At 61.7% G+C, this 18,776-nt stretch carries 17 protein-coding genes; 5 read left to right on the plus strand and 12 right to left on the minus strand.

Annotated features, from left to right (window positions below; genetic code table 11):
* Positions 1 to 135: 135 nt before the first annotated feature.
* The gene (locus NCHU2750_RS14780) at positions 136 to 474 is read right to left on the minus strand and encodes a DUF6665 family protein (RefSeq protein WP_119941195.1); all 339 of its coding nucleotides are present in this window, start codon (positions 472 to 474) and stop codon (positions 136 to 138) included.
* A 59-nt stretch (positions 475 to 533) separates the two neighbouring features.
* Positions 534 to 1,430 (minus strand): LysR family transcriptional regulator, encoded by an 897-nt coding sequence (locus NCHU2750_RS14785; protein WP_119941196.1) that lies wholly within the window; start codon positions 1,428 to 1,430, stop codon positions 534 to 536.
* Between the two features lie 135 nt (positions 1,431 to 1,565).
* Here NCHU2750_RS14785 and NCHU2750_RS14790 point away from each other — a divergent pair, with 135 nt between their 5' ends.
* Positions 1,566 to 2,459: an aldo/keto reductase family oxidoreductase gene (locus tag NCHU2750_RS14790; protein ID WP_119941197.1), complete on the plus strand. Its 894-nt coding sequence runs from the start codon at positions 1,566 to 1,568 to the stop codon at positions 2,457 to 2,459.
* Between the two features lie 102 nt (positions 2,460 to 2,561).
* On the opposite strand, the gene xylA is transcribed toward NCHU2750_RS14790, so the two are convergent.
* The 5 genes from xylA to NCHU2750_RS14815 all read right to left on the minus strand — a co-directional run bounded on the left by xylA (position 2,562) and on the right by NCHU2750_RS14815 (position 9,623).
* Positions 2,562 to 3,872 (minus strand): xylose isomerase, encoded by a 1,311-nt coding sequence (gene xylA, locus NCHU2750_RS14795; protein ID WP_119943383.1) that lies wholly within the window; start codon positions 3,870 to 3,872, stop codon positions 2,562 to 2,564.
* A 166-nt stretch (positions 3,873 to 4,038) separates the two neighbouring features.
* Positions 4,039 to 5,493, minus strand: coding sequence for a xylulokinase (xylB, locus tag NCHU2750_RS14800; protein WP_119941198.1), 1,455 nt, complete (start codon positions 5,491 to 5,493; stop codon positions 4,039 to 4,041).
* 75 nt (positions 5,494 to 5,568) lie between these two features.
* Positions 5,569 to 6,594, minus strand: a complete 1,026-nt coding sequence (locus tag NCHU2750_RS14805; RefSeq protein ID WP_119941199.1) for a LacI family DNA-binding transcriptional regulator — start codon at positions 6,592 to 6,594, stop codon at positions 5,569 to 5,571.
* Positions 6,595 to 6,737: 143 nt separating this feature from the next.
* Positions 6,738 to 8,357, minus strand: a complete 1,620-nt coding sequence (locus NCHU2750_RS14810) for a DHA2 family efflux MFS transporter permease subunit (RefSeq protein WP_119941200.1) — start codon at positions 8,355 to 8,357, stop codon at positions 6,738 to 6,740.
* A gap of 60 nt (positions 8,358 to 8,417) precedes the next feature.
* Complete coding sequence (locus NCHU2750_RS14815) at positions 8,418 to 9,623, minus strand: HlyD family secretion protein (protein WP_119941201.1); 1,206 nt, start codon at positions 9,621 to 9,623, stop codon at positions 8,418 to 8,420.
* Positions 9,624 to 9,756: 133 nt separating this feature from the next.
* Between NCHU2750_RS14815 and NCHU2750_RS14820 the strand changes: the two genes are divergently transcribed.
* Both NCHU2750_RS14820 and NCHU2750_RS14825 read left to right on the plus strand, forming a co-directional pair.
* The gene (locus NCHU2750_RS14820; RefSeq protein WP_119941202.1) at positions 9,757 to 10,464 is read left to right on the plus strand and encodes a TetR/AcrR family transcriptional regulator; all 708 of its coding nucleotides are present in this window, start codon (positions 9,757 to 9,759) and stop codon (positions 10,462 to 10,464) included.
* Positions 10,465 to 10,571: 107 nt separating this feature from the next.
* Positions 10,572 to 11,336 carry a TerC family protein gene (locus tag NCHU2750_RS14825; protein ID WP_119941203.1) on the plus strand — a complete coding sequence of 255 codons (765 nt, stop codon included), beginning with the start codon at positions 10,572 to 10,574 and terminating at the stop codon, positions 11,334 to 11,336.
* 36 nt (positions 11,337 to 11,372) lie between these two features.
* On the opposite strand, the gene NCHU2750_RS14830 is transcribed toward NCHU2750_RS14825, so the two are convergent.
* From NCHU2750_RS14830 to NCHU2750_RS30570, 5 genes are all read right to left on the minus strand, one after another.
* Positions 11,373 to 11,918: a glutathione peroxidase gene (locus tag NCHU2750_RS14830; protein ID WP_205583853.1), complete on the minus strand. Its 546-nt coding sequence runs from the start codon at positions 11,916 to 11,918 to the stop codon at positions 11,373 to 11,375.
* An 84-nt stretch (positions 11,919 to 12,002) separates the two neighbouring features.
* Positions 12,003 to 12,761 (minus strand): ABC transporter ATP-binding protein, encoded by a 759-nt coding sequence (locus NCHU2750_RS14835; RefSeq protein ID WP_119941205.1) that lies wholly within the window; start codon positions 12,759 to 12,761, stop codon positions 12,003 to 12,005.
* A complete protein-coding gene (locus NCHU2750_RS14840; protein WP_245480252.1) occupies positions 12,761 to 13,831 on the minus strand; it encodes a FecCD family ABC transporter permease in 1,071 nt (356 codons plus the stop codon). The genes NCHU2750_RS14835 and NCHU2750_RS14840 overlap by 1 nt, the downstream gene beginning before the upstream one ends.
* Positions 13,832 to 13,853: 22 nt before the next feature.
* The gene (locus NCHU2750_RS14845) at positions 13,854 to 14,975 is read right to left on the minus strand and encodes an ABC transporter substrate-binding protein (RefSeq protein ID WP_205583854.1); all 1,122 of its coding nucleotides are present in this window, start codon (positions 14,973 to 14,975) and stop codon (positions 13,854 to 13,856) included.
* 11 nt (positions 14,976 to 14,986) lie between these two features.
* Positions 14,987 to 15,127: a hypothetical protein gene (locus NCHU2750_RS30570; RefSeq protein WP_162939641.1), complete on the minus strand. Its 141-nt coding sequence runs from the start codon at positions 15,125 to 15,127 to the stop codon at positions 14,987 to 14,989.
* A gap of 73 nt (positions 15,128 to 15,200) precedes the next feature.
* On the opposite strand from NCHU2750_RS30570, the gene NCHU2750_RS14850 reads away from it, so the two are divergent.
* Both NCHU2750_RS14850 and gltX read left to right on the plus strand, forming a co-directional pair.
* Entirely contained in the window at positions 15,201 to 16,970 is a 1,770-nt protein-coding gene (locus NCHU2750_RS14850) for an SLC13 family permease (protein WP_119941207.1), read from the plus strand.
* A gap of 308 nt (positions 16,971 to 17,278) precedes the next feature.
* Entirely contained in the window at positions 17,279 to 18,736 is a 1,458-nt protein-coding gene (gene gltX, locus NCHU2750_RS14855) for a glutamate--tRNA ligase (protein ID WP_119941208.1), read from the plus strand.
* Positions 18,737 to 18,776 lie beyond the last annotated feature (40 nt).

Raw genomic sequence — 18,776 nt, forward strand, 5'->3', positions numbered from 1 at the left:
GCGACACGCCCCCAACGCCTGCCTCCTCGCAAGCGATGTGGTGCATGAACTCCTCCTGAAATTCAGGCTATCGGAGTTTCTGAGGTACGTAAAGCAGCTTCACAGCTCAAACTTGCGTCATTGACCCCGGCTCGCTCACCGCCTGCGCACGATGCCGACCTTGGCCATCACATCCCGGGGGATTTCGTAGCGCCGCACCAGATCGCGATTGTCCCGCAATCCGACCAGTTCCCGCTGGATGAACAGCGACCAGACCGCATCCGCCGCGTCGAAAACGAGATCCAGCCGGCCGGCCTCATCCGTCTTTTGCGGATCCTCATCCCATTGGCGAAGTCTTGCCAGCGACGCCTCGAGCTTCTTGCCATGCCGCCCGAGTGCGGCGGCGCGTTCGGCGGCAAGCTCGTATTCGAGAATGTTGAAGCCATTCTCCGGCATGCGGGCTTGACAGAAGGATTGCGGCGGACGCACGGACATGGCGATCTCCGGGTTGAGACGCAATGCTATCCGAAAAACCCTGTTCGGCAAAACCGGCTTTATGCCGCTTTGATGAAATCGATGAAGGCCCTGAGCGGCGCCGGCACCAGCCGCCGTCCTGGGTAGTAAAGATAAGGTCCCGAAAATTCCGGCCACCAGTCTTCAAGCACCGGTTCCAGCGCACCGCTGTCGAGATAGGGGCGCAGCCAGTCCTCGAACAGGAAGGCGATACCGCTGCCGGCAATCGCACAATCGACCATGATGTCGACACCGCCACCGGTCTGCACGACGAGCGCCGTCGGCGGATCGATCAGAATGGTCTCGCCTCCCCGTTCGAACTCCCAGTCCGGCATCGCACCACTGGCAAACCGGTTACGAACGCAGGTATGCTGCATCAGGTCACGCGGATGCTCTGGCCGGCCACGCCGGTCGAGATAATCCTTGGAGGCGACGGCTGCAAAGCGCTGGGTACGCGGCCCGATCGGTACCGCGATCATGTCCTGCGCCAGCCGCTCGTCATAGCGGATGCCGGCATCGCAGCCCGCGGCGATCATGTCGACGAAACTGTCCTCGATCATCAGTTCCAGCCGGATCTCCGGATAGGCGGCGAGAAATCCCGGCACGATCGATGGCAGCACCAGCCGCGCGGCACTAACCGGCACGTTGAGCTTCAGCACACCCGCCGGCCGCTCGCGAAACCCGTTGACCACATCGAGCGCCGCCTCCATCTCGGCCAGTGCCGGTGCCAGCCGGTCGATAAGCCCCTGCCCGGCCTCCGTCGCCGCCACGCTGCGGGTCGTGCGGTTGAGGAGCCTGACCCCCAGCTGCGTTTCCAGCCGCCGCACCGCGTCGCTGAGACCCGATGCACTGCCGCCGCTGACCCGCGCCCCCTCGCGAAAGCCGCCGGCTCGCGCTACGGTGAGGAAAGCCTGAAGGTCGCTGATTTCCACTGCCACGAAGAACTCCGTCGATTGTCCGTTTCAGCGTACAGACTATCCGGATTGTATGGACTTATAAAGGTAACGGCCGCCCGCTATTTTCCATTCCGGAATTGATCAGAAAAACTGGCGACCATGAAAGGGAGTATCCTCATGTCCGACACCAGCAAAATCGACCTCAACAAATCCGGCACGTTCAAGATGGGCAGCCATACCGTGAAGCGCATCGGCTACGGCGCCATGCAGCTTGCTGGCCCGGGCGTCTTCGGCCCGCCGAAGGATCGCGCTGCCGCCGTCGCCGTCCTGCGTGCCGCCATCGAAGCCGGCGTCGACCATATCGACACCAGCGATTTCTACGGCCCGCACGTGACCAACGAGATCATCCGCGAGGCACTGCATCCCTATCCGGGCGATCTCACCATCGTCACCAAGGTCTCGGCAAAGCGCGGCCCGAATGCAGAATGGATCCCGGCCATGTCGAAGGAGGAACTGACCGCGGCCGTCCACGACAACCTGCGCAATCTCGGCCTCGACGTCATCGATATCGTCAACTTCCGCTCGATGCTGGATGTCCATGGGCCGGCGGAAGGACCGATCGAGGAACAGGTGACGGTACTGGCCGACCTTCAGCGCCAGGGCCTCATCCGCCATATCGGCCTCTCCAACGTCACGCCGACCCAGATTGCCGAGGCCCGCAAGATCACCGAGATCGTCTGCGTCCAGAACCAGTACAATCTTGCCCATCGCGGCGATGACGCCTTCATCGACCAACTGGCAAAGGAAGGCACCGCATACGTGCCCTTCTTCCCGCTCGGCGGTTTCTCGCCGCTGCAGTCCTCCGCACTTTCGGATGTCGCAGCCCGCCTCGACGCCACGCCGATGCAGGTGGCGCTTGCCTGGCTCCTGCAGCGTTCGCCGAACATCCTGCTCATCCCCGGCACGTCTTCCGTGACGCACCTCAAGGAAAACCTGGCGGCCGGCGAACTGAAACTGCCCGCCGATGCGCTGGCCGAACTGGATGGCATCGCAGGCAGCAAGGCCGCGTAAAAAGGCCTTTGGCCTCTCGCTCATTCCCGTGCCTGTTGCGAGAATGAGGGCAAATTAAAACCGTCCCGGGGTGTGGTTCCCCCGGGACGGTTCCATCGTCAATCATACATACCGGTTGACGACGTTTTCCAGATATTCCTGGCGACCGGATTTCGGCTCGGGATTGATGTTCTCCCGCTCCACCTTGGCAGCGATCTCCTCGAGCTTCAGCTCGCCGCGCAGCATCTTCTGCGCCTCCGGGCTGTCCCACTTGGCGTAACGGTCGGCGAGCGGCTTGGACAGCGCGCCGTCTTCCACCATCTTCGCCGCAGCCTTGAGGCCACGGGCGCAGCAATCCATGCCGCCGATATGACCGATCAGAAGGTCGGCCGGATCGATCGACTGACGGCGCAGCTTGCTGTCGAAATTGGTGCCGCCGGTCTTGAACCCGCCGGCCAGCAGGACCTGGTAATAGGCCAGCGCCATTTCCGGCACGTTGTTGGGGAACTGGTCCGTATCCCAGCCCGACTGGTAGTCGTTGCGGTTCATGTCGATCGAGCCGAAAATGCCATGCGCATTGGCCAGTGCCAGTTCATGCTCGAACGTGTGGCCGGCAAGGATCGCATGGCCCTGCTCGATATTCATCTTCACCTCGTTTTCAAGGCCATACTTTTTCAGGAAGCCATAGACGGTTGCGACGTCGTAATCATACTGGTGCTTGGTCGGCTCCTGCGGCTTCGGCTCGACCAGGATCGTGCCCTTGAAGCCGATCTTGTACTTGTATTCGACGACGAGATGCAGCATCCGTGCCATCTGCTCGAATTCGCGCGAAAGATCGGTATTGAGCAGCGTCTCATAGCCCTCGCGGCCGCCCCACAGCACGTAATTGTCGCCGCCGAGCTTCATCGTGGCATCCATGCAGGTCTTGATCGTCGCTGCCGAATAGGCAAACACGTCCGGATCCGGATTGGTCGAGGCTCCCGACATGAAGCGGCGGTTGGAAAACAGGTTCGCCGTGCCCCAGAGCAGCTTGACGCCCGTCTCTTCCTGCTTCTTGGCAAAATAGTCGACGATCTCTTCGAGGTTCTTCGTGCTCTCCGCAAATGTCTTGCCTTCCGGGCGCACGTCGGCATCGTGGAAGCAGTAGAACGGCGCGCCGAGCAGCGAGAACATCTCGAAGGCGACATCCGCCTTCAGCTTGGCCTTGTCCATCTCGCCGTCATACCAGGGCCGGTCGAAGGTGCGGCCGCCGAAGGGATCGCTGCCCTCCCAGGCGAAGGAATGCCAATAGGCGATGGCAAACCGCAGATGGTCTTCCATCCTTTTGCCCGCAACGATCTCATCCGGGTTGTAGAACCGGTAGGCCAGCGGATTGGTGCTGTCCGGCCCCTCGTATTTGATCTTGGAAATATCGCCGAAAAAGCCAGTGCTCATCTTCATCTCCTCCGTGGAAACATTCGTTTTGGTCAATGGATCAAATATGAGGTACGTACCTCATATCAAGTGGAAAAATTGCCGCGATCCGCTGTCGCATGGTTGATCGTCACGACAGTCGGACCAGCGGTTCAGGAGGGGCACATTCTCCCCCCCCCTCAAGGCATCAGCCCGCGATGGAGCGGATTGCGGGATAGGCAGCGCGGTAACGACGATAGGCCACCTCATAGGCTTCCGTCAGGCCGGTCACCGGATCGATGGTCTTTTCTGTCTTCGGCGCCGAGCAGACGGAAACCGGATCGGCACCCGTTGCCGCGATCAGGCCGAGACGGGCGGCACCGAAGGCCGCCCCGAAATCGCCATCCGCCGGAATATCGACCGGCACGCCAAGCGCCGTCGCGATCGAAGACAGCCAGTAACGCGAACGCGAACCGCCGCCGATCGCCGTCACGCGGCCGATCGACGTGCCGGCGGATTTCAGTGCCTCGAACGAATCCCTGATCGCGAAGGTCACGCCCTCAAGCACCGCCTGGGTCAGCACCACGCGGCTCGATTCATGCTCCAGCCCGATGAATGCGCCGCGGATGACGGCATCGTTATGCGGCGTACGTTCGCCGGAGAGATAGGGAAGGAAGGTGACGCCTGTCGGTGCCTTCAGTGTCTCGCCAAGTTCGCCGGACAGTTCTGCGGCAGGCTTGCCCATAACCTTTGCATGCCAGTTGATCGCATCCGCCGCAGACAGGATGACGCCCATCTGGTGCCATGTGTTCGGCAGCGCGTGGCAGAAGGCATGCACGGCGCTTTCCGGCTTCGGCAGATAGGAACCGTTGGCGGCAAACAGCACGCCGGACGTGCCGAGCGACACGAAGGCCTGGCCTTCCTTGACCGTGCCCATGCCGCAGGCGGAAGCTGCATTATCCCCCGCCCCACCGGCGACAACGACATCCCCGGAAATACCCCATTTGGCCGCCAGTTCACCGCGCAGCCTGCCGGCCTCGTCCGTGCCCTCGACCAGTGACGGCATCTGCTCTTCGGAAAGATCGGTCGCGGCGAGAAGCTCTGCCGACCATGCGCGCGCACCGGTATCGAACCACGAGGTCCCGGCCGAATCCGACATTTCCGAAATATGCTCTCCGGTCAACCAGAGCCTGAGATAGTCCTTCGGCAGGAGAACCTTGGCAACCTTGGCAAAGATCTCCGGTTCGTTCTTCTTCACCCAGGCAAGTTTCGGCGCGGTAAAGCCCGGAAAGACGATATTGCCGGTGATCTTGCGGAACCGTGGATCGGCGTCGAGTGCCGCGGCCTCATGGAAGGAACGCGTATCGTTCCACAGGATGCAGGGGCGCAACACCTTGTCATCGGCATCGAGCAGCGTCGCACCATGCATCTGACCGGACAGGCCGATACCCTTGACCGCCGAGAGTTCCGCCGGATGCGCCGCCTTCAGCCCCGCGATCGCCTCTTCGCAAGCGCGGATCCAATGCGCCGGGTCCTGTTCCGACCAGCCCGAATGCGGACGCGACACGTCGAGCGCTCCGCTGGCGGAACCGATGATCGCCTGATCACCGTCGATCAGCATCGCCTTGACGCCGGAAGTGCCGAGATCGAGACCGAGATACATGTTGCCTTCTCCTAGATCACGCCGTCTTTATGCGGCCGGTTGGTGTGTCGGGACATTCAGCATGGGGCAAAGCCCTCAGGGCATGTTGTCCTTCAGGAATATGTCGATACGGATGCGCTCCTGCGCGGCGATCACCGGCAGCCCCTCCACCTTGCCCTTCAGCACCCGGATGGCGCTGCGCACCTCGTGGCCGGCATCCTGGTTGAGAACGGCATCGATGAGGCCGTTGGCAAGCGCTGATGTCGTTGTCCTGTTGAGTTCATGCGCAACGACCATCGGACGGGCGTCCGCAGCCATTTCAGCCAGTGCGTGCACGATGCCGCGATTGCCGGCACCCAGACTGTAAAGGCCAATGATGTCCGAGCGGCTGGCAAGCAGCGCCGCCAGAAGTTCGGCGGCCAACGCCGGGTCGTCGCGTGCCTCCATCACCGGGAGAACACCGAAACGCGGAAAATCCTTGCTCATCACGGCGGAAAACCCTTCCAGCCGCTCGCGATGGTCACGCACCAGCATGGAACCGGCAACGACCGCGATCGTGCCGTCGCGCCCGCCGAGGAAGCGTCCGAGTAGGTTGGCGGCCGTCCGGCCGGCAGCATTGTTGTCTATCCCGGCAAAATGATCGCGGGCCGATCCGGGAAGATCCGAGACCAAAGTGACGACCGCAATCCCGGCCTCCTTCAGCCGCGCCACGGCCGCATGCACCTCCTCGCCCTCGACGGCAACGAAGGCAATGCCATCCGGCATGTCGGCAGCCAGCTGATTGAGCGCCAGGGCCAGCGCCCGCGCATCGAAGGGCGGCACATCGACGATGCGGATTCGCGTGCGTTCCGGGCCGGAGCGCGAAATCGCCTGGCCGACCTCGTCATGCAGGCTGATCATGAAGGAATTGTCGTTGCTCGGCAGTACGAAGGCGAAGGAATAGGTGCGCCCCTTGGCAAGGTTTGCAGCCGCCACGTCCCGCACATAGCCGAGGCTCGATATCGCCTGCTCCACCCGCTCGCGCGTGACATGCCGCACGCCCGGCCGCCCGTTGAGAACGCGATCGACGGTCGCAAGGCTGACGCCTGCGCTGCGCGCGATATCATGGACCGTGGGCTTCATGCGTTCCTCCCCATGACGTCCTAGCCCACATCATGAGGTACGTAAATCAGAAATTCCGGGCAGCATCGTTCGAATGTGGAAAAGGGCCACCGCGCACAGGCGATGACCCTTTTCGGCGATGGTTCCTTCAATGACGCCGGCGATCAATGGCCGCCGCCACCTCCGCTGCGCCCGGTCACCTGCGGCGACGGTTTCTCGATCATTGCCACCCCGAACACCAGGCAGCCGAACAAAATGGTCAGCAACAGGAAGACGTCGCTGAACGACATCACCACGGCCTGCTGGGTGACCATGTTGACCATCTGCTTGATGGCGCCGGTCGTCCCCTCGAGGCCATGAGCTTCGAGGTTGGACGCCATGCTGCTCAACTGGTCGACAGCGGTCGAATTGCCCCAGTCCAGATGTTCGCGCATGCGCTCGTAATGGACGTCCTGGCGGTTGGACAGAAGCGTGCTGATGATCGCGAGCCCGACGGCGCCGCCGAGGTTTCGGGTCAGGTTGAAAAGGCCGGATGCCCCGCGCATGCGGGCCGGCGGCATCGTGCCGAGCGCGATATTGTTGATCGGCACCATGCAGAGCATCATGCCGAAACCGCGCAGCACCTGAGGCAGGAACAGCTCGTAAAAGTCCCAGTCGTCCGTGATGCCGGTCATGATATAGGTGCCGGAGGCGAAGCTGACGAAGCCGATGATCATCATCAGCCTGAGATCCATCAGTGTCGACAACCGACCGGCAATCGGCGCGGTGAAGAACATCGCCAGACCCGAGACGAACATCGTCTCGCCGATCATCAGACTGTCGTAACCGCGGATCTCACTCAGATAGACCGGATAAAGGTAGGTCAGTCCGTAAAGGCCGATCCCCATGGCAAACGAGAACACCGAACCGAAGGCGAAATTGCGGTTGGCGAAAGCCGTCAGGTCCACCACCGGAAACTCGATGGTGAACGCCCGGTAGAAGAAGATGACGGCACCGACAGCCGACGCAATCGCCCCGGCCACGATGAAGTTATCGTTGAACCAGTCGTTGGTATTTCCCTCTTCCAGCACGTATTCCAGCGCACCGAGGAACACCGCCATGGACGCCAGGCCCCACCAGTCGAATTTCTTGATCAACCCCCATTCGGGCTTGTCGAAATCGATGAAGTTCCAGGTGACGATCGAGACGATGATGCCGGGAATGATGTTGACGAGAAACAGCCAGTGCCAGGAAAACGCATTGGACAGATAGCCACCGACCGTCGGGCCGATGGTCGGCGCCAGCGTCGCGATCAGGCCGATGATCGGCGAGACGATCGACCGCTTGGATGGCGGGAAGATGGTAAAGGCAGCCGCGAAGACCGACGGGATCATGCCGCCGCCGATAAAGCCCTGGATCGCGCGATAGACGATCATCTGGTCGATATTCGACGCCGTCGCCGCAAGCGCGCTCGCCGCAGTGAAGCCGGCCGCCGAGAAGGCGAACAGATACCGGGTCGAGACGATCCGCGCCAGAGTGCCTGACAGCGGGATCATGATCACTTCGGCGATCAGATAGGATGTCTGCACCCAGCCGATTTCGTCCGAGCCGGCCGAAAGGCCCGCCTGGATTTCCGACAGCGATGCCGACACGATCTGGATGTCGAGGATCGACATGAACATGCCGAGTACCATCGCGAAAAATGCGATGAGCCGGCCGACCGGCATATGCTCTTCCGCCTTGGGAGGAGCTGCCGGGATCGATCCTGTGGCGGTCCCAGCGGTGTTACCTGCGCTCCCAGCCATGGGACCACCTCCACCCGACATTCGGGCTATTGTGACGAAAAGCCGGCTCCGCGGCCGCTATTACTTGCCCGGTGCCGTACGGGTATCGACATCGACGACCACACTCAGACCGGCACGAAGACGACCGGTGTCGAGCGCATCCTGCGGCAGGGCGATACGCACCGGCACGCGCTGGATGATCTTGGTGAAGTTGCCCGTGGCATTTTCCGGCGGCAGCAGCGAGAAGACGGCGCCCGATGCCGGAGCAAGCGATTCAACCGTGCCGATGATGGGATCGTCGCTATAGGCGTCGACATAGACCTTGACCTTGGAGCCCGGCTCCAGATGCTGGATCTGGGTTTCCTTGAAGTTGGCGTCGATATAGAGCTGGCGGGTCGGCACAAGCGCCATCAGCTTCTGGCCAGGCGAAACGAGATCGCCTTCCTGTACCGAGCGATTGCCGACAACGCCGTCATAGGGAGCCTTCAGCACCGTGAACGACAGGTCGCGGGCAGCCTTGTCACGCTGCAGTTCCAGCGTGCGCACCTGGCCTTCGGCTTCCTTCTTCTCCGCCTGGAGAATGGTGACATTCGCTTCGGCCGACTTGATGGCGGCCTGACCGCCGACGAGATTGGCCTTGGCCTGATCGAGCGCGACATTGGCGCTGTCGAGATCGGCAGCCGTGCCGACGGACTTGGCGGCGAGTTCCGCCTGACGCTTCTGGGTGATCTCGGCGCCGCGAACGGCGGCCTGAAGCGCCACCTGCGAAGCCTGCGACTGGGCGAGGCTTGCCTGCGCCCCCTCAACCTGAGCATCGATCCGGCTGAGCGTCAGCTTCTCGGTCTCCACTGCCGCGGCAGCCTGATCCAGGGCGTTCTGATAGTCGCCATTGTCGAGCGTGACGAGCACATCGCCGGCCTTGACCTGCTGGTTGGCGACGACACTGACCTTCGAGACGAAGGCGGTGAGCTTCGGCGTGATCGTGGCGATATCGCCCTCGATATAGGCGTCGTCGGTGGACACCATGAAGCGGCCGGTCGTCCACCAGTCGTAACCATACCACGCGCCCCCGGCGAGCAGTGCCAGAACCACGATCGGCAACACCACGCCGCGCTTCTTCTTCGGTGCGGCGGCAACGGGAGCCGGTGCCTGCTGAGCCTGCGCGGGCGCAGCGGGGCTGGCCTCGGCGGTCACCGGTGCAGCCTGCTCCTGAACGGTAGCTTCGCTCGCGTTCGCGTCGTCATTGGTCACTGTGCGCAGAGCGCCGGCATTCTTGGAGGCCGTCATAGGGATACCATCGTTCTAAGGAAACGTAAACCAATCGAACCGATCAGTTCGGACCGTTGACATAAAGCCTTCTTTGCCACATATCAAGAGTAGATCGAACCGAGCGGTTCGAAAAAAGTTGGAAACGGAGAAAATGACGTCGAAAGGGTTAAAGAAGGTCTTGGCTGAGGATGCTCCTCACGAAGGTCAGCGAACGCATGGCCGCTTCGCAGCCGGCGAAGACCCGGCGAAGCGAGAGCAGATTCTCGAGGGCGCCAAGCGTGTGTTCATGCGGTTGGGGTTCGATGCCGCCAGCATGAATGACATCACCCGGGAAGCCGGCGTCTCCAAGGGAACCATCTACGTCTATTTCACAGACAAGGAAGATCTCTTCGTTGCCATGGTGGAAGCCGAGCGCGAGGCTTTCCTCAGTTCGCTGCGCATGGTCCTTGCCAATAACGAGGATATCGAGACCGGCCTCTACCAGTTCGGCGTGACCTTCCTCGAACACCTGACCGATGAAAACGTGATGACGGCCATGCGCACCGTCCTTGGCGTGCGCGAACGTATGCCGGCCCTCTGTTCACGCTTCTTCCGCGGCCCCCAGAACCTGCGCACGGTCCTGCATGATTATCTGGAGCGTGGTGTCGCGGCAGGAACACTCGACATCGACGACCTTGATCTCGCCTCCGGACAGTATCTCGATTTGGCCAGCGGCAGCTTTTTCAAGTACCGCCTGTTCGGCACCATGCAGAATGCGCCGTCCCGTGAGGAGATCGACCGAGTGATCCGCGGCGCCATTCGGGTTTTCATGGCAGCCTACGGCCCTCATAACAGATCCTTGATCGCCAAAGCCGTTTGATATTCACGAATTGTAGGGCGCCCGCGTCAACCTGCTCTTGTTTTATCGGCCGAAATTCCCAAATGCGGCAGGAATTTGCGCCCATTGATTGAAAACAGGAGACATGGATGGACATTGCAGCGCTCTTAGCAGACCCGACGGCCTGGGTGGCGCTCGTTACGCTTGTAGTCATGGAAGTCGTTCTCGGCATCGACAACCTGATCTTCATCTCCATCCTGACCAACAAGCTGCCGCCCGAACATCGTGAAAGGGCGCGCAAGATCGGTATCGGCCTCGCGCTCATCATGCGCCTCGGCCTGCTCGGCACGATCGCCTGGATCGTCCAGCTCACCAATCCGCTCTTCGAGGCCTTTGGTCACCCCTTCTCGTGGAAGGACCTTATCCTCATCGCCGGTGGTCTTTTCCTTCTCTACAAGGCAACCAAGGAAATTCATCACAATGTCGATCCCGACGACCACAAGGAAGACATGGTCGGTGCCGGCACCCAGGTGGTGAAGATGAGCTTTGCCTCGGCGATCGGCCAGATCCTCGTACTCGATCTTGTCTTCTCGATCGACAGCATCATCACCGCCGTCGGCATGACACCGCATCTGCCGATCATGATCGTCGCCGTCGTGGCCGCCGTCACCGTCATGCTGCTGGCTGCGACGCCGCTCGCCAATTTCATCGAGCGCAACCCGACCATCGTCATGCTGGCGCTCGGCTTCCTGCTGATGATCGGCGCGACCCTGATCGCCGAAGGTTTCGGCGTCCACGTACCGAAGGGCTATATCTACGCGGCGATGGCCTTCTCCGCCCTGGTCGAGATCCTCAACATGGTGGCGCGCAACGCCCGCAAGAGAAAAAAGGACGGCGGCAAGACCCTGCATTGACCAAGAAAGGGCGCCTAACGGCGCCCTTTTTTTTACTCAGCTCTTCGCCAGTTCCCGGTCCACCGCCTCTACGACACGGCTGTCTTCGGCGGTCACGTCCGGGGCGAAACGCTCGACCAGCTTGCCGTCGCGGCCGATCAGGAACTTCTCGAAGTTCCAGACGATCTCGCCGTCGTCGGCGACCTCGATGCCAAAGCCTTTCAGGCGCTCCTTCATCGGGCCATCGCCGGTCGTGGCGACACCGGAGCCGGTCAGCGCCTTGTAGAGCGGATGCTTGTCCTCGCCCTTGACCGAGATCTTGGAGAAGATCGGAAACTTCACGTCATAGGTCGACTGGCAGAATTCGACGATCTCGGCATCCGTTCCGGGCTCCTGGCCCTTGAAGTTGTTGGCCGGGAAGGCAGCGATGACGAAACCGCGCTCGCCCTTGTCCTCATAGAGCTTTTCCAGCCCTTCATACTGCTTGGTCAGGCCGCATTTGGAAGCGACGTTGACCACCATGATCACCTTGCCCTTGTATTCGGACAGCGAGGTCTGGCGCCCGTCGGCCAGCGTGACGGGAACAGTCATGAAGTCGGTCATGGAAATCTCCTGAAGCATGAGCCCGCTATACCGGGCGCGTCACCTTATCCGCGTCCGACCGCTTGTCCAGAGCAATCACCCCGGTCAGGCGACCTCGTCGATCAACACCTGGATATAGCCGCGCGAACAACGCTCGATCCGGCCTGTGACTCCGTAGACCTGGTTGAGCACGGCCGGCGTCAATGCGGTTTCCGGCTTGCCATCCGAGACGACACGCCCACCCGAAAGCAGCACCAGCCGGTCGCACCAGCGGCAGGCAAGCCCGAGATCGTGCAGCACCGCAATGGCGATGATGTCCTGCTCGGTGGTGATTTCCTTGATCGTGCGCATCACGCGGATCTGGTGGGCGACGTCGAGCGCCGAGGTCGGCTCGTCGAGGAGCAGCACCCGCGGCTTGCGCACCAGCGCCTGGGCAAGGCTCGCCAATTGCCTCTGACCGCCCGAAAGCGAATCGAGCTGCGCCATGGCGAGATTGCTGATGCCGAGCCGTTCCAGCACGGCAAGCGAACGCTTCACCGCATCGGGATCGCGAGACGAGGCGCGCAATGCACCGATCGTCGCCTCCAGCACGGTCAGTGCCACCCGCTGCGGCAGCGATTGTGGCATATAGGTGATCGCCCGCGCCCGCTGCGCCGGCGAATGACGGGTGATATCGACGCCATCGAGATGAAGTGTGCCACCCGCCCGATGCAGGCCAGCAAGCGAACGCAAGAGGGTCGATTTGCCGGCGCCGTTTTGGCCGAGAAAGGCCGTGATCGTTCCAGCTGGCATATCGCCGATATCGATATCCGTCAGCACCGGTTTCTTGCCATAGCCGGCAGAAAGCTTTTCGACCGACAGCATCAAGCTTTCCCCGCTTTCGAAAAGATCAGCGCCAGGAAGAAGGGCACGCCGATCAGCGAGGTGACGATGCCGACCGGCATCAGCACGCCCGGCACGATGACCTTGCTGGCCGCGGATGCCAGCGCCATCACCAGCGCGCCGCACAGCATGCTGGCCGGCAGGAAGAAGCGATGATCCTCGCCGACCAGAAGCCGCGCGATATGCGGGCCGACCAGACCGATGAACCCGATGGTCCCCACGAAAGACACGGAGGTCGCGGCGAGAATGCTCACCCTGAGCAGCGAGAAGAAGCGCAGCCGCGTCACATCGATGCCGAAGGAGCGCGCCCGGTCTTCGCCGAGCCTCAGCGCCGTCAGCTTCCAGCAGGCCGCCATCGAAAACGGCACGACGCAGATCATGATGATCGCCATGATCTCGAGCTTCATCCAGGTCGAGCGGGTGAGGCTGCCCATGCTCCAGAAGACGAGCTGCTGCAATGCTTCGGCCGAAGCGATGAACTGCATGATGGCAACGAGTGCGTTGAAGATGAACACCAGCGCGATGCCGAAAAGCACCAGTGTCTCGACCCCTGCCCCGCGCAACCCTGACAGCGCCTGCAACAGCAGCACCGACCCGAAGGCGAAGACGAAGGCATTGGCCGGAATGAACCATTCGGCGGGCAGGCCCGGAACGCCGAGCTGCAGCACGATCGCAAGCGCCGCTCCGAACGAGGCGGCGGAAGACACGCCGAGCGTGAACGGGCTTGCCAGCGGATTGTCGAGAATGGTCTGCATCTCCGCACCGGCAAGCGACAGTGACGCACCGACGAACAGCGCCATCAGCGAGTATGGCAGCCGCACATCGACGACGATCGCCTTCGTCGCGCGGCTGACGCTTTCCGGCTGGAAGATCGCCGCAAGCACATCGCTCGGCGCCAGATTGGCCGATCCCAGGCAGATATCGATCACCGACGCGATACAAAGCACCGCGGCAAGTACGATCAACATCACGACCTTCAGGCGGATCTTGCCGTGATAGGCAGTTTCCACATCCGGCAAGATCACGGCCGAACGTTGCTCCGATACACTCACGACGCTCTCCGGCGATCCGATGCTACTGGGTCACGGGTGCGCTGGCGCCCAGCACCACCGGCGCATCGGGGATTTTGGTGAAGGTCTTGATCAGCGTCGCATAGGTGGCGGCGGGGTCGAGGCCCTTGAAGGCGTCCGGATACAGGAAAGTCGCCATGTATTCCAGCCCCACGATGTTATAGGGATGATTGTAGAACTGGTGATAGAGCCCGTAGACGCGGCCATCCTGCACGGCTTTGAGCGCCGCAAATCCATCGCGTTCCTCCAGCTTGCCGAGCGATGCCGAAACCTGTTGGGGCGTGACATTGTAGCCGAACGGCGCGGCCGAATTTTCCGGGTTGGTCCATTGCGAGCCGGTCATGATATAGACATCCGGCGGGTTGGCGCCGAGCAGCGTTTCGAGCGAGATCGTACCGGTCTGGCCGGGCAAGAGCTTCGTGCCGATATTGTTGCCCTTCAGCGCTGCCACCAGCTTGCCGAAGCCGGTATCTCCATGGGTGAAGCAGCAGCCGTCGCCCTTGTTGCCGGCCTTGGCCTCGACGAAGACGTTCGGATGCGTTTCCTGTTTGGCGATCACCTCATTCAGGTGGTCGAGATGTTGCTTGTAGAAGGAGACATAGTCGCTAGCCTCTTTCTCCCGCCCGATTGCCTTGCCGAGAACTTCAACGCTCTTCGTCGCATCCTCGACCGGCTTTTCCATCAGGTCGAGATAGACGACCGGGATGCCGAGCGCCTTGAGCTTGTCCTCGGTGCCACTTGCCTGAAAGGTCTTCTCGGCCCGCTCCTGCACCACGACGAGATCCGGCTTGGCGGCAATGATGGATTCAAGATCGACCTCGCCGTCCTCCGAAAGCGTCATCACCGGCGGCGCCTTGCCGAAGGCCTTGTCCATCAGCTTGGCGGTGCCGGGATCGGACTTGACGAAATTGGAACTCCAGCCGACCACCCGCTTGTAGGGATTGTCACGGTCGAGCAATGCCATGGTCAGCATATCGCGCCCATCCTGCAGGATGATGCGCTCGGGCTTCTTCTCGATCGTCACGCTGCGGCCGACAACGTCGGTGACAGTCACCGGATAATCGGCGGCCAGGGCGGCGTTGGCTCCAAGCAGCAGAGCGAGAGCGGAAAAGACGAGCGGCTTCATCGGCATTCCTTTCATCGAGCAATATCAGCAACGCGGCCTAAGCGCATTTCATGATCAACACAATCAACTTTAACTTGAAGCGGGTAAAATCCTGGTTCCCGGTGGCTTTTCACAGTTGAATCGTCCAAAGCCGGAATTTGCAGCATCGTCATTTGAAACGATCCAGCCACTGGGGCATTATTGCCCGACGCGAATACCCCACCGATCGCATTTCTCCGGAGCCGCATGACAACCCAGCAGATCCTCGCCTTCTCCGTCATCGCACTGATGATGGCCGTCTTCATCTGGGACCGGTTCCGCTATGACGTCGTCGCCTGCTGTGCGCTGATCCTGTCGGTTGCACTCGGCGTCGTCCCGACCGACAAGGCCTTTTCAGGCTTTTCCGACGACATTGTCATCATCGTTGGCTCGGCGCTGGTGGTTTCGGCTGGCGTGGCGCGCTCCGGTATCGTCGATACGGCGATCAAGAAATTCTTCCCCAACCTCAATACGCTGCATACCCAGCTGGCGCTCTTGATGATCGTCGTCGCGGTCCTCTCGGCCTTCATCAAGAATATCGGCGCATTGGCGATCATGATGCCGGTCGCCTTCCAGTTCTCCAAGAAATCCGGCGCCTCGCCATCGAAATATCTGATGCCGATGGCGTTCTCGGCATTGCTCGGCGGCCTGATGACCCAGATCGGCACCTCGCCGAACATCGTCGTTTCGCGCATACGCCACGAACTGACCGGCCAGTCCTTCACCATGTTCGACTTCACCCCGATGGGGGCGATCCTTTGCGTGGTCGGCATTACCTTCCTGCTGTTCTTCCATTGGCTGGTGCCAAGCCGCACCAAGGAAAACCACTCGCTGGAGGAAGCCGTAGAGATCAGCAACTACACGTCCGAAGTGATGGTGACCGCCCAGTCGACGACGGTCGAAAAGCCGCTCGGCGAATTGCTGAAACTCGGCGATGGCGAAGTCATCGCCAATGCCGTCCTGCGCGGCCCCTCCCGCATGGCGCCCTTCCCAGACCTCGTGCTGCACGAAAACGACGTCGTGCTTCTCGAAGGCCCCTCCAAGGCGCTTGACCGCATTGTTTCGGCAGCCAAGCTGCAGCTTTCCGGCAAGCCGCTGACAGGCGACCAGGCCAAGGGCGACATCATCTCGATCGAAGCGATCATCAGCCAGGAATCCTCGCTGAAAGGCCTTTCGGCGAAGGACCTCGCGCTCTCCTACACCCGCGGCGTCAATCTTCTCGCCATCAGCCGCCACGGAGAACGGCTGAAGGATCGTCTGGCCGATCTGAGACTGATGGCCGGCGACGTGATCGTGTTGCAGGGCTCGCGCAAGAGACTGCCAACCATCATGCAGGATTTCGCCCTCCTGCCGCTTGCCCAGCGCGAGGTGCTGCTCGGCACCCGCCGCCGCGCCTTCATTCCGCTGATCATTCTGGCGCTTGCCATGGCAACGACGGCCGTCGGCCTCGTCCCCGTTCCGGTCGCCTTTTTCGCTGCGGCGCTTGGCATGGTCGTCTTCCGTTGCATTCCGCTCGCCGATATCTACAAGTCGGTCGACGGCCCCATCCTCATCATGCTCGCCGCCCTCATTCCCGTTTCCGACAGCCTGCGAACCACCGGCGGCAGCGACCTCATCGCCGCGTGGCTCGGAGACGTGGCGGCAAACCTGCCCGCCTGGGGCGCACTCGGCATGATCCTGATCACCGCCATGGCGGTGACGCCCTTCCTCAACAATGCCGCGACCGTGTTGGTCATGGGGCCGATCGCGGCGAGCTTTGCCGGCAATCTCGGCTTCAGGCCGGAAGCCTTCCTGATGGCGGTGGCGATCGGCGCCGGCTCGGATTTCCTCACCCCCGTCGGCCACCAGTGCAACACGCTGGTCTTCGGGCCGGGCGGCTACAAGTTCTCCGACTATCCTCGCCTCGGCCTGCCGCTTTCGATCATCATCATCGTCGTCAGCATCCCGGCGCTCCTATGGATCTGGCCGGTCAGGTAGCAGCAAGTCCCCCTCTGGCCTGCCGGCTTGCCAGGGGCGAGCCGTGTGTCTCGCCCCGCCCTTCGAGCCCCCACAAGGGGGAGAAGGCAAGCCGCAACCGTCTGCCTTGTTGGACGGCAGGTGGTGCGACCGGGTTAAGCCCTCCCCCTTGTGGGGAGGGTGGGGAGGGGTCTTCATTCTGGCATGGACGGATGCTACCCACCCAAAAACCTTGACGCTTCCGCCTGAATATGGCCTAAGCCTGCGCCAATCCCTATTCCCGGAACAGGCTTGGCGCATATGATTGCGCCTCGAATTAGAGCAGCACCATGATCAACCCGACTCCTCGCGTCCGCATCGCCCCCTCGCCCACTGGCGAGCCGCATGTCGGCACCGCCTATATCGCCCTTTTCAACTATCTCTTCGCCAAGAAGAACGGCGGCGAGTTCATCCTGCGCATCGAGGATACCGATGCCACCCGCTCGACGCTCGAATTCGAAGAGCGGGTTCTGGATGCGCTGAAGTGGACGGGCCTGAAATGGTCGGAAGGCCCGGATGTCGGCGGTCCCTACGGCCCCTACCGCCAGTCCGAGCGCAAGGACATGTATCAGCCCTATGCGCAGGACCTGCTCGACAAGGGCCATGCCTTCCGCTGCTTCTGCACGCCGGAGCGCCTGGAACAGATGCGCGAAGGCCAGCGCGCCGCCGGCAAGCCGCCGAAATATGACGGTCTGTGCCTGCATCTGACGGCGGAAGAAGTCACCTCCAAGATGGCGGCCGGCGAAAGCTCAGTTGTCCGCATGAAGATCCCGACCGAAGGCTCCTGCGATTTCACCGACGGCGTCTATGGCGACGTGTCGATCCCGTGGGACAGTGTCGACATGCAGGTCCTCATCAAGGGCGACGGCATGCCGACCTATCACATGGCAAACGTCATCGATGACCATCTGATGAAGATCACCCATGTTGCCCGCGGCGAGGAATGGCTGGCATCGGTGCCGAAGCACATCCTGCTTTACCGTTATTTCGGCTGGGAAGCTCCGGTCTGGATGCACCTGTCGCTGATGCGCAATGCCGACAAGTCCAAACTGTCGAAGCGCAAGAACCCGACCTCCATCTCCTATTACTCGGCGCTGGGCTACCTGCCGGAAGCGCTGATGAACTTCCTCGGCCTGTTCTTCGTCCAGATCGCCGAAGGCGAAGAGCTGCTGACCATGGAAGAGCTGACGGCAAAGTTCGAGCCGGACGCGCTCTCCAAGGCCGGCGCCATCTTCGACCTGCAGAAGCTCGAATGGCTGAACGGTCGCTGGCTGCGCGAAAAGCTGACGCCCGAGGAATTCATTGCCCGCACGCTCGAATGGGCGATGGAAAACGATCGCCTGAAGCAGGGCCTCCTGCATTCCCAGAGCCGCGTCTCCAAGCTTGGCGACCTGCCGAACCTTGCAGGCTTCCTGCTCGCCGCCGATGTCGGCCTGACACCCGCATCCTTCGCGGGCCTGAAGACTTCGCCGGCCGAGACGCTGGAAATCATCAACACGGTCCAGGCCGACATCGAAAAGATGATCGAGTGGAACGTCGAGGCGATCGATGCGGAGCTGCGCGCCGTGGCCGACAAGCTGGAGAAGAAGCTCCGCGTCGTCACCCCGCCGCTCTTCATCGCCATGTCCGGCTCGTCCCGCTCGCTGCCGCTGTTCGACAGTATGGCCATCCTCGGCCGCTCGGTCGTGCGCCAGCGCCTGAAGATCGCCGCCACGGTCGTCGCTTCGATGGTGGGCGACGGGAAGTAAGAAATTCGCGACGCGCCCTCGCCGTAGGAGGCAGGGTTAT

Origin of the sequence: Neorhizobium sp. NCHU2750, assembly GCF_003597675.1 — a bacterium.
Taxonomy (GTDB): domain Bacteria; phylum Pseudomonadota; class Alphaproteobacteria; order Rhizobiales; family Rhizobiaceae; genus Neorhizobium.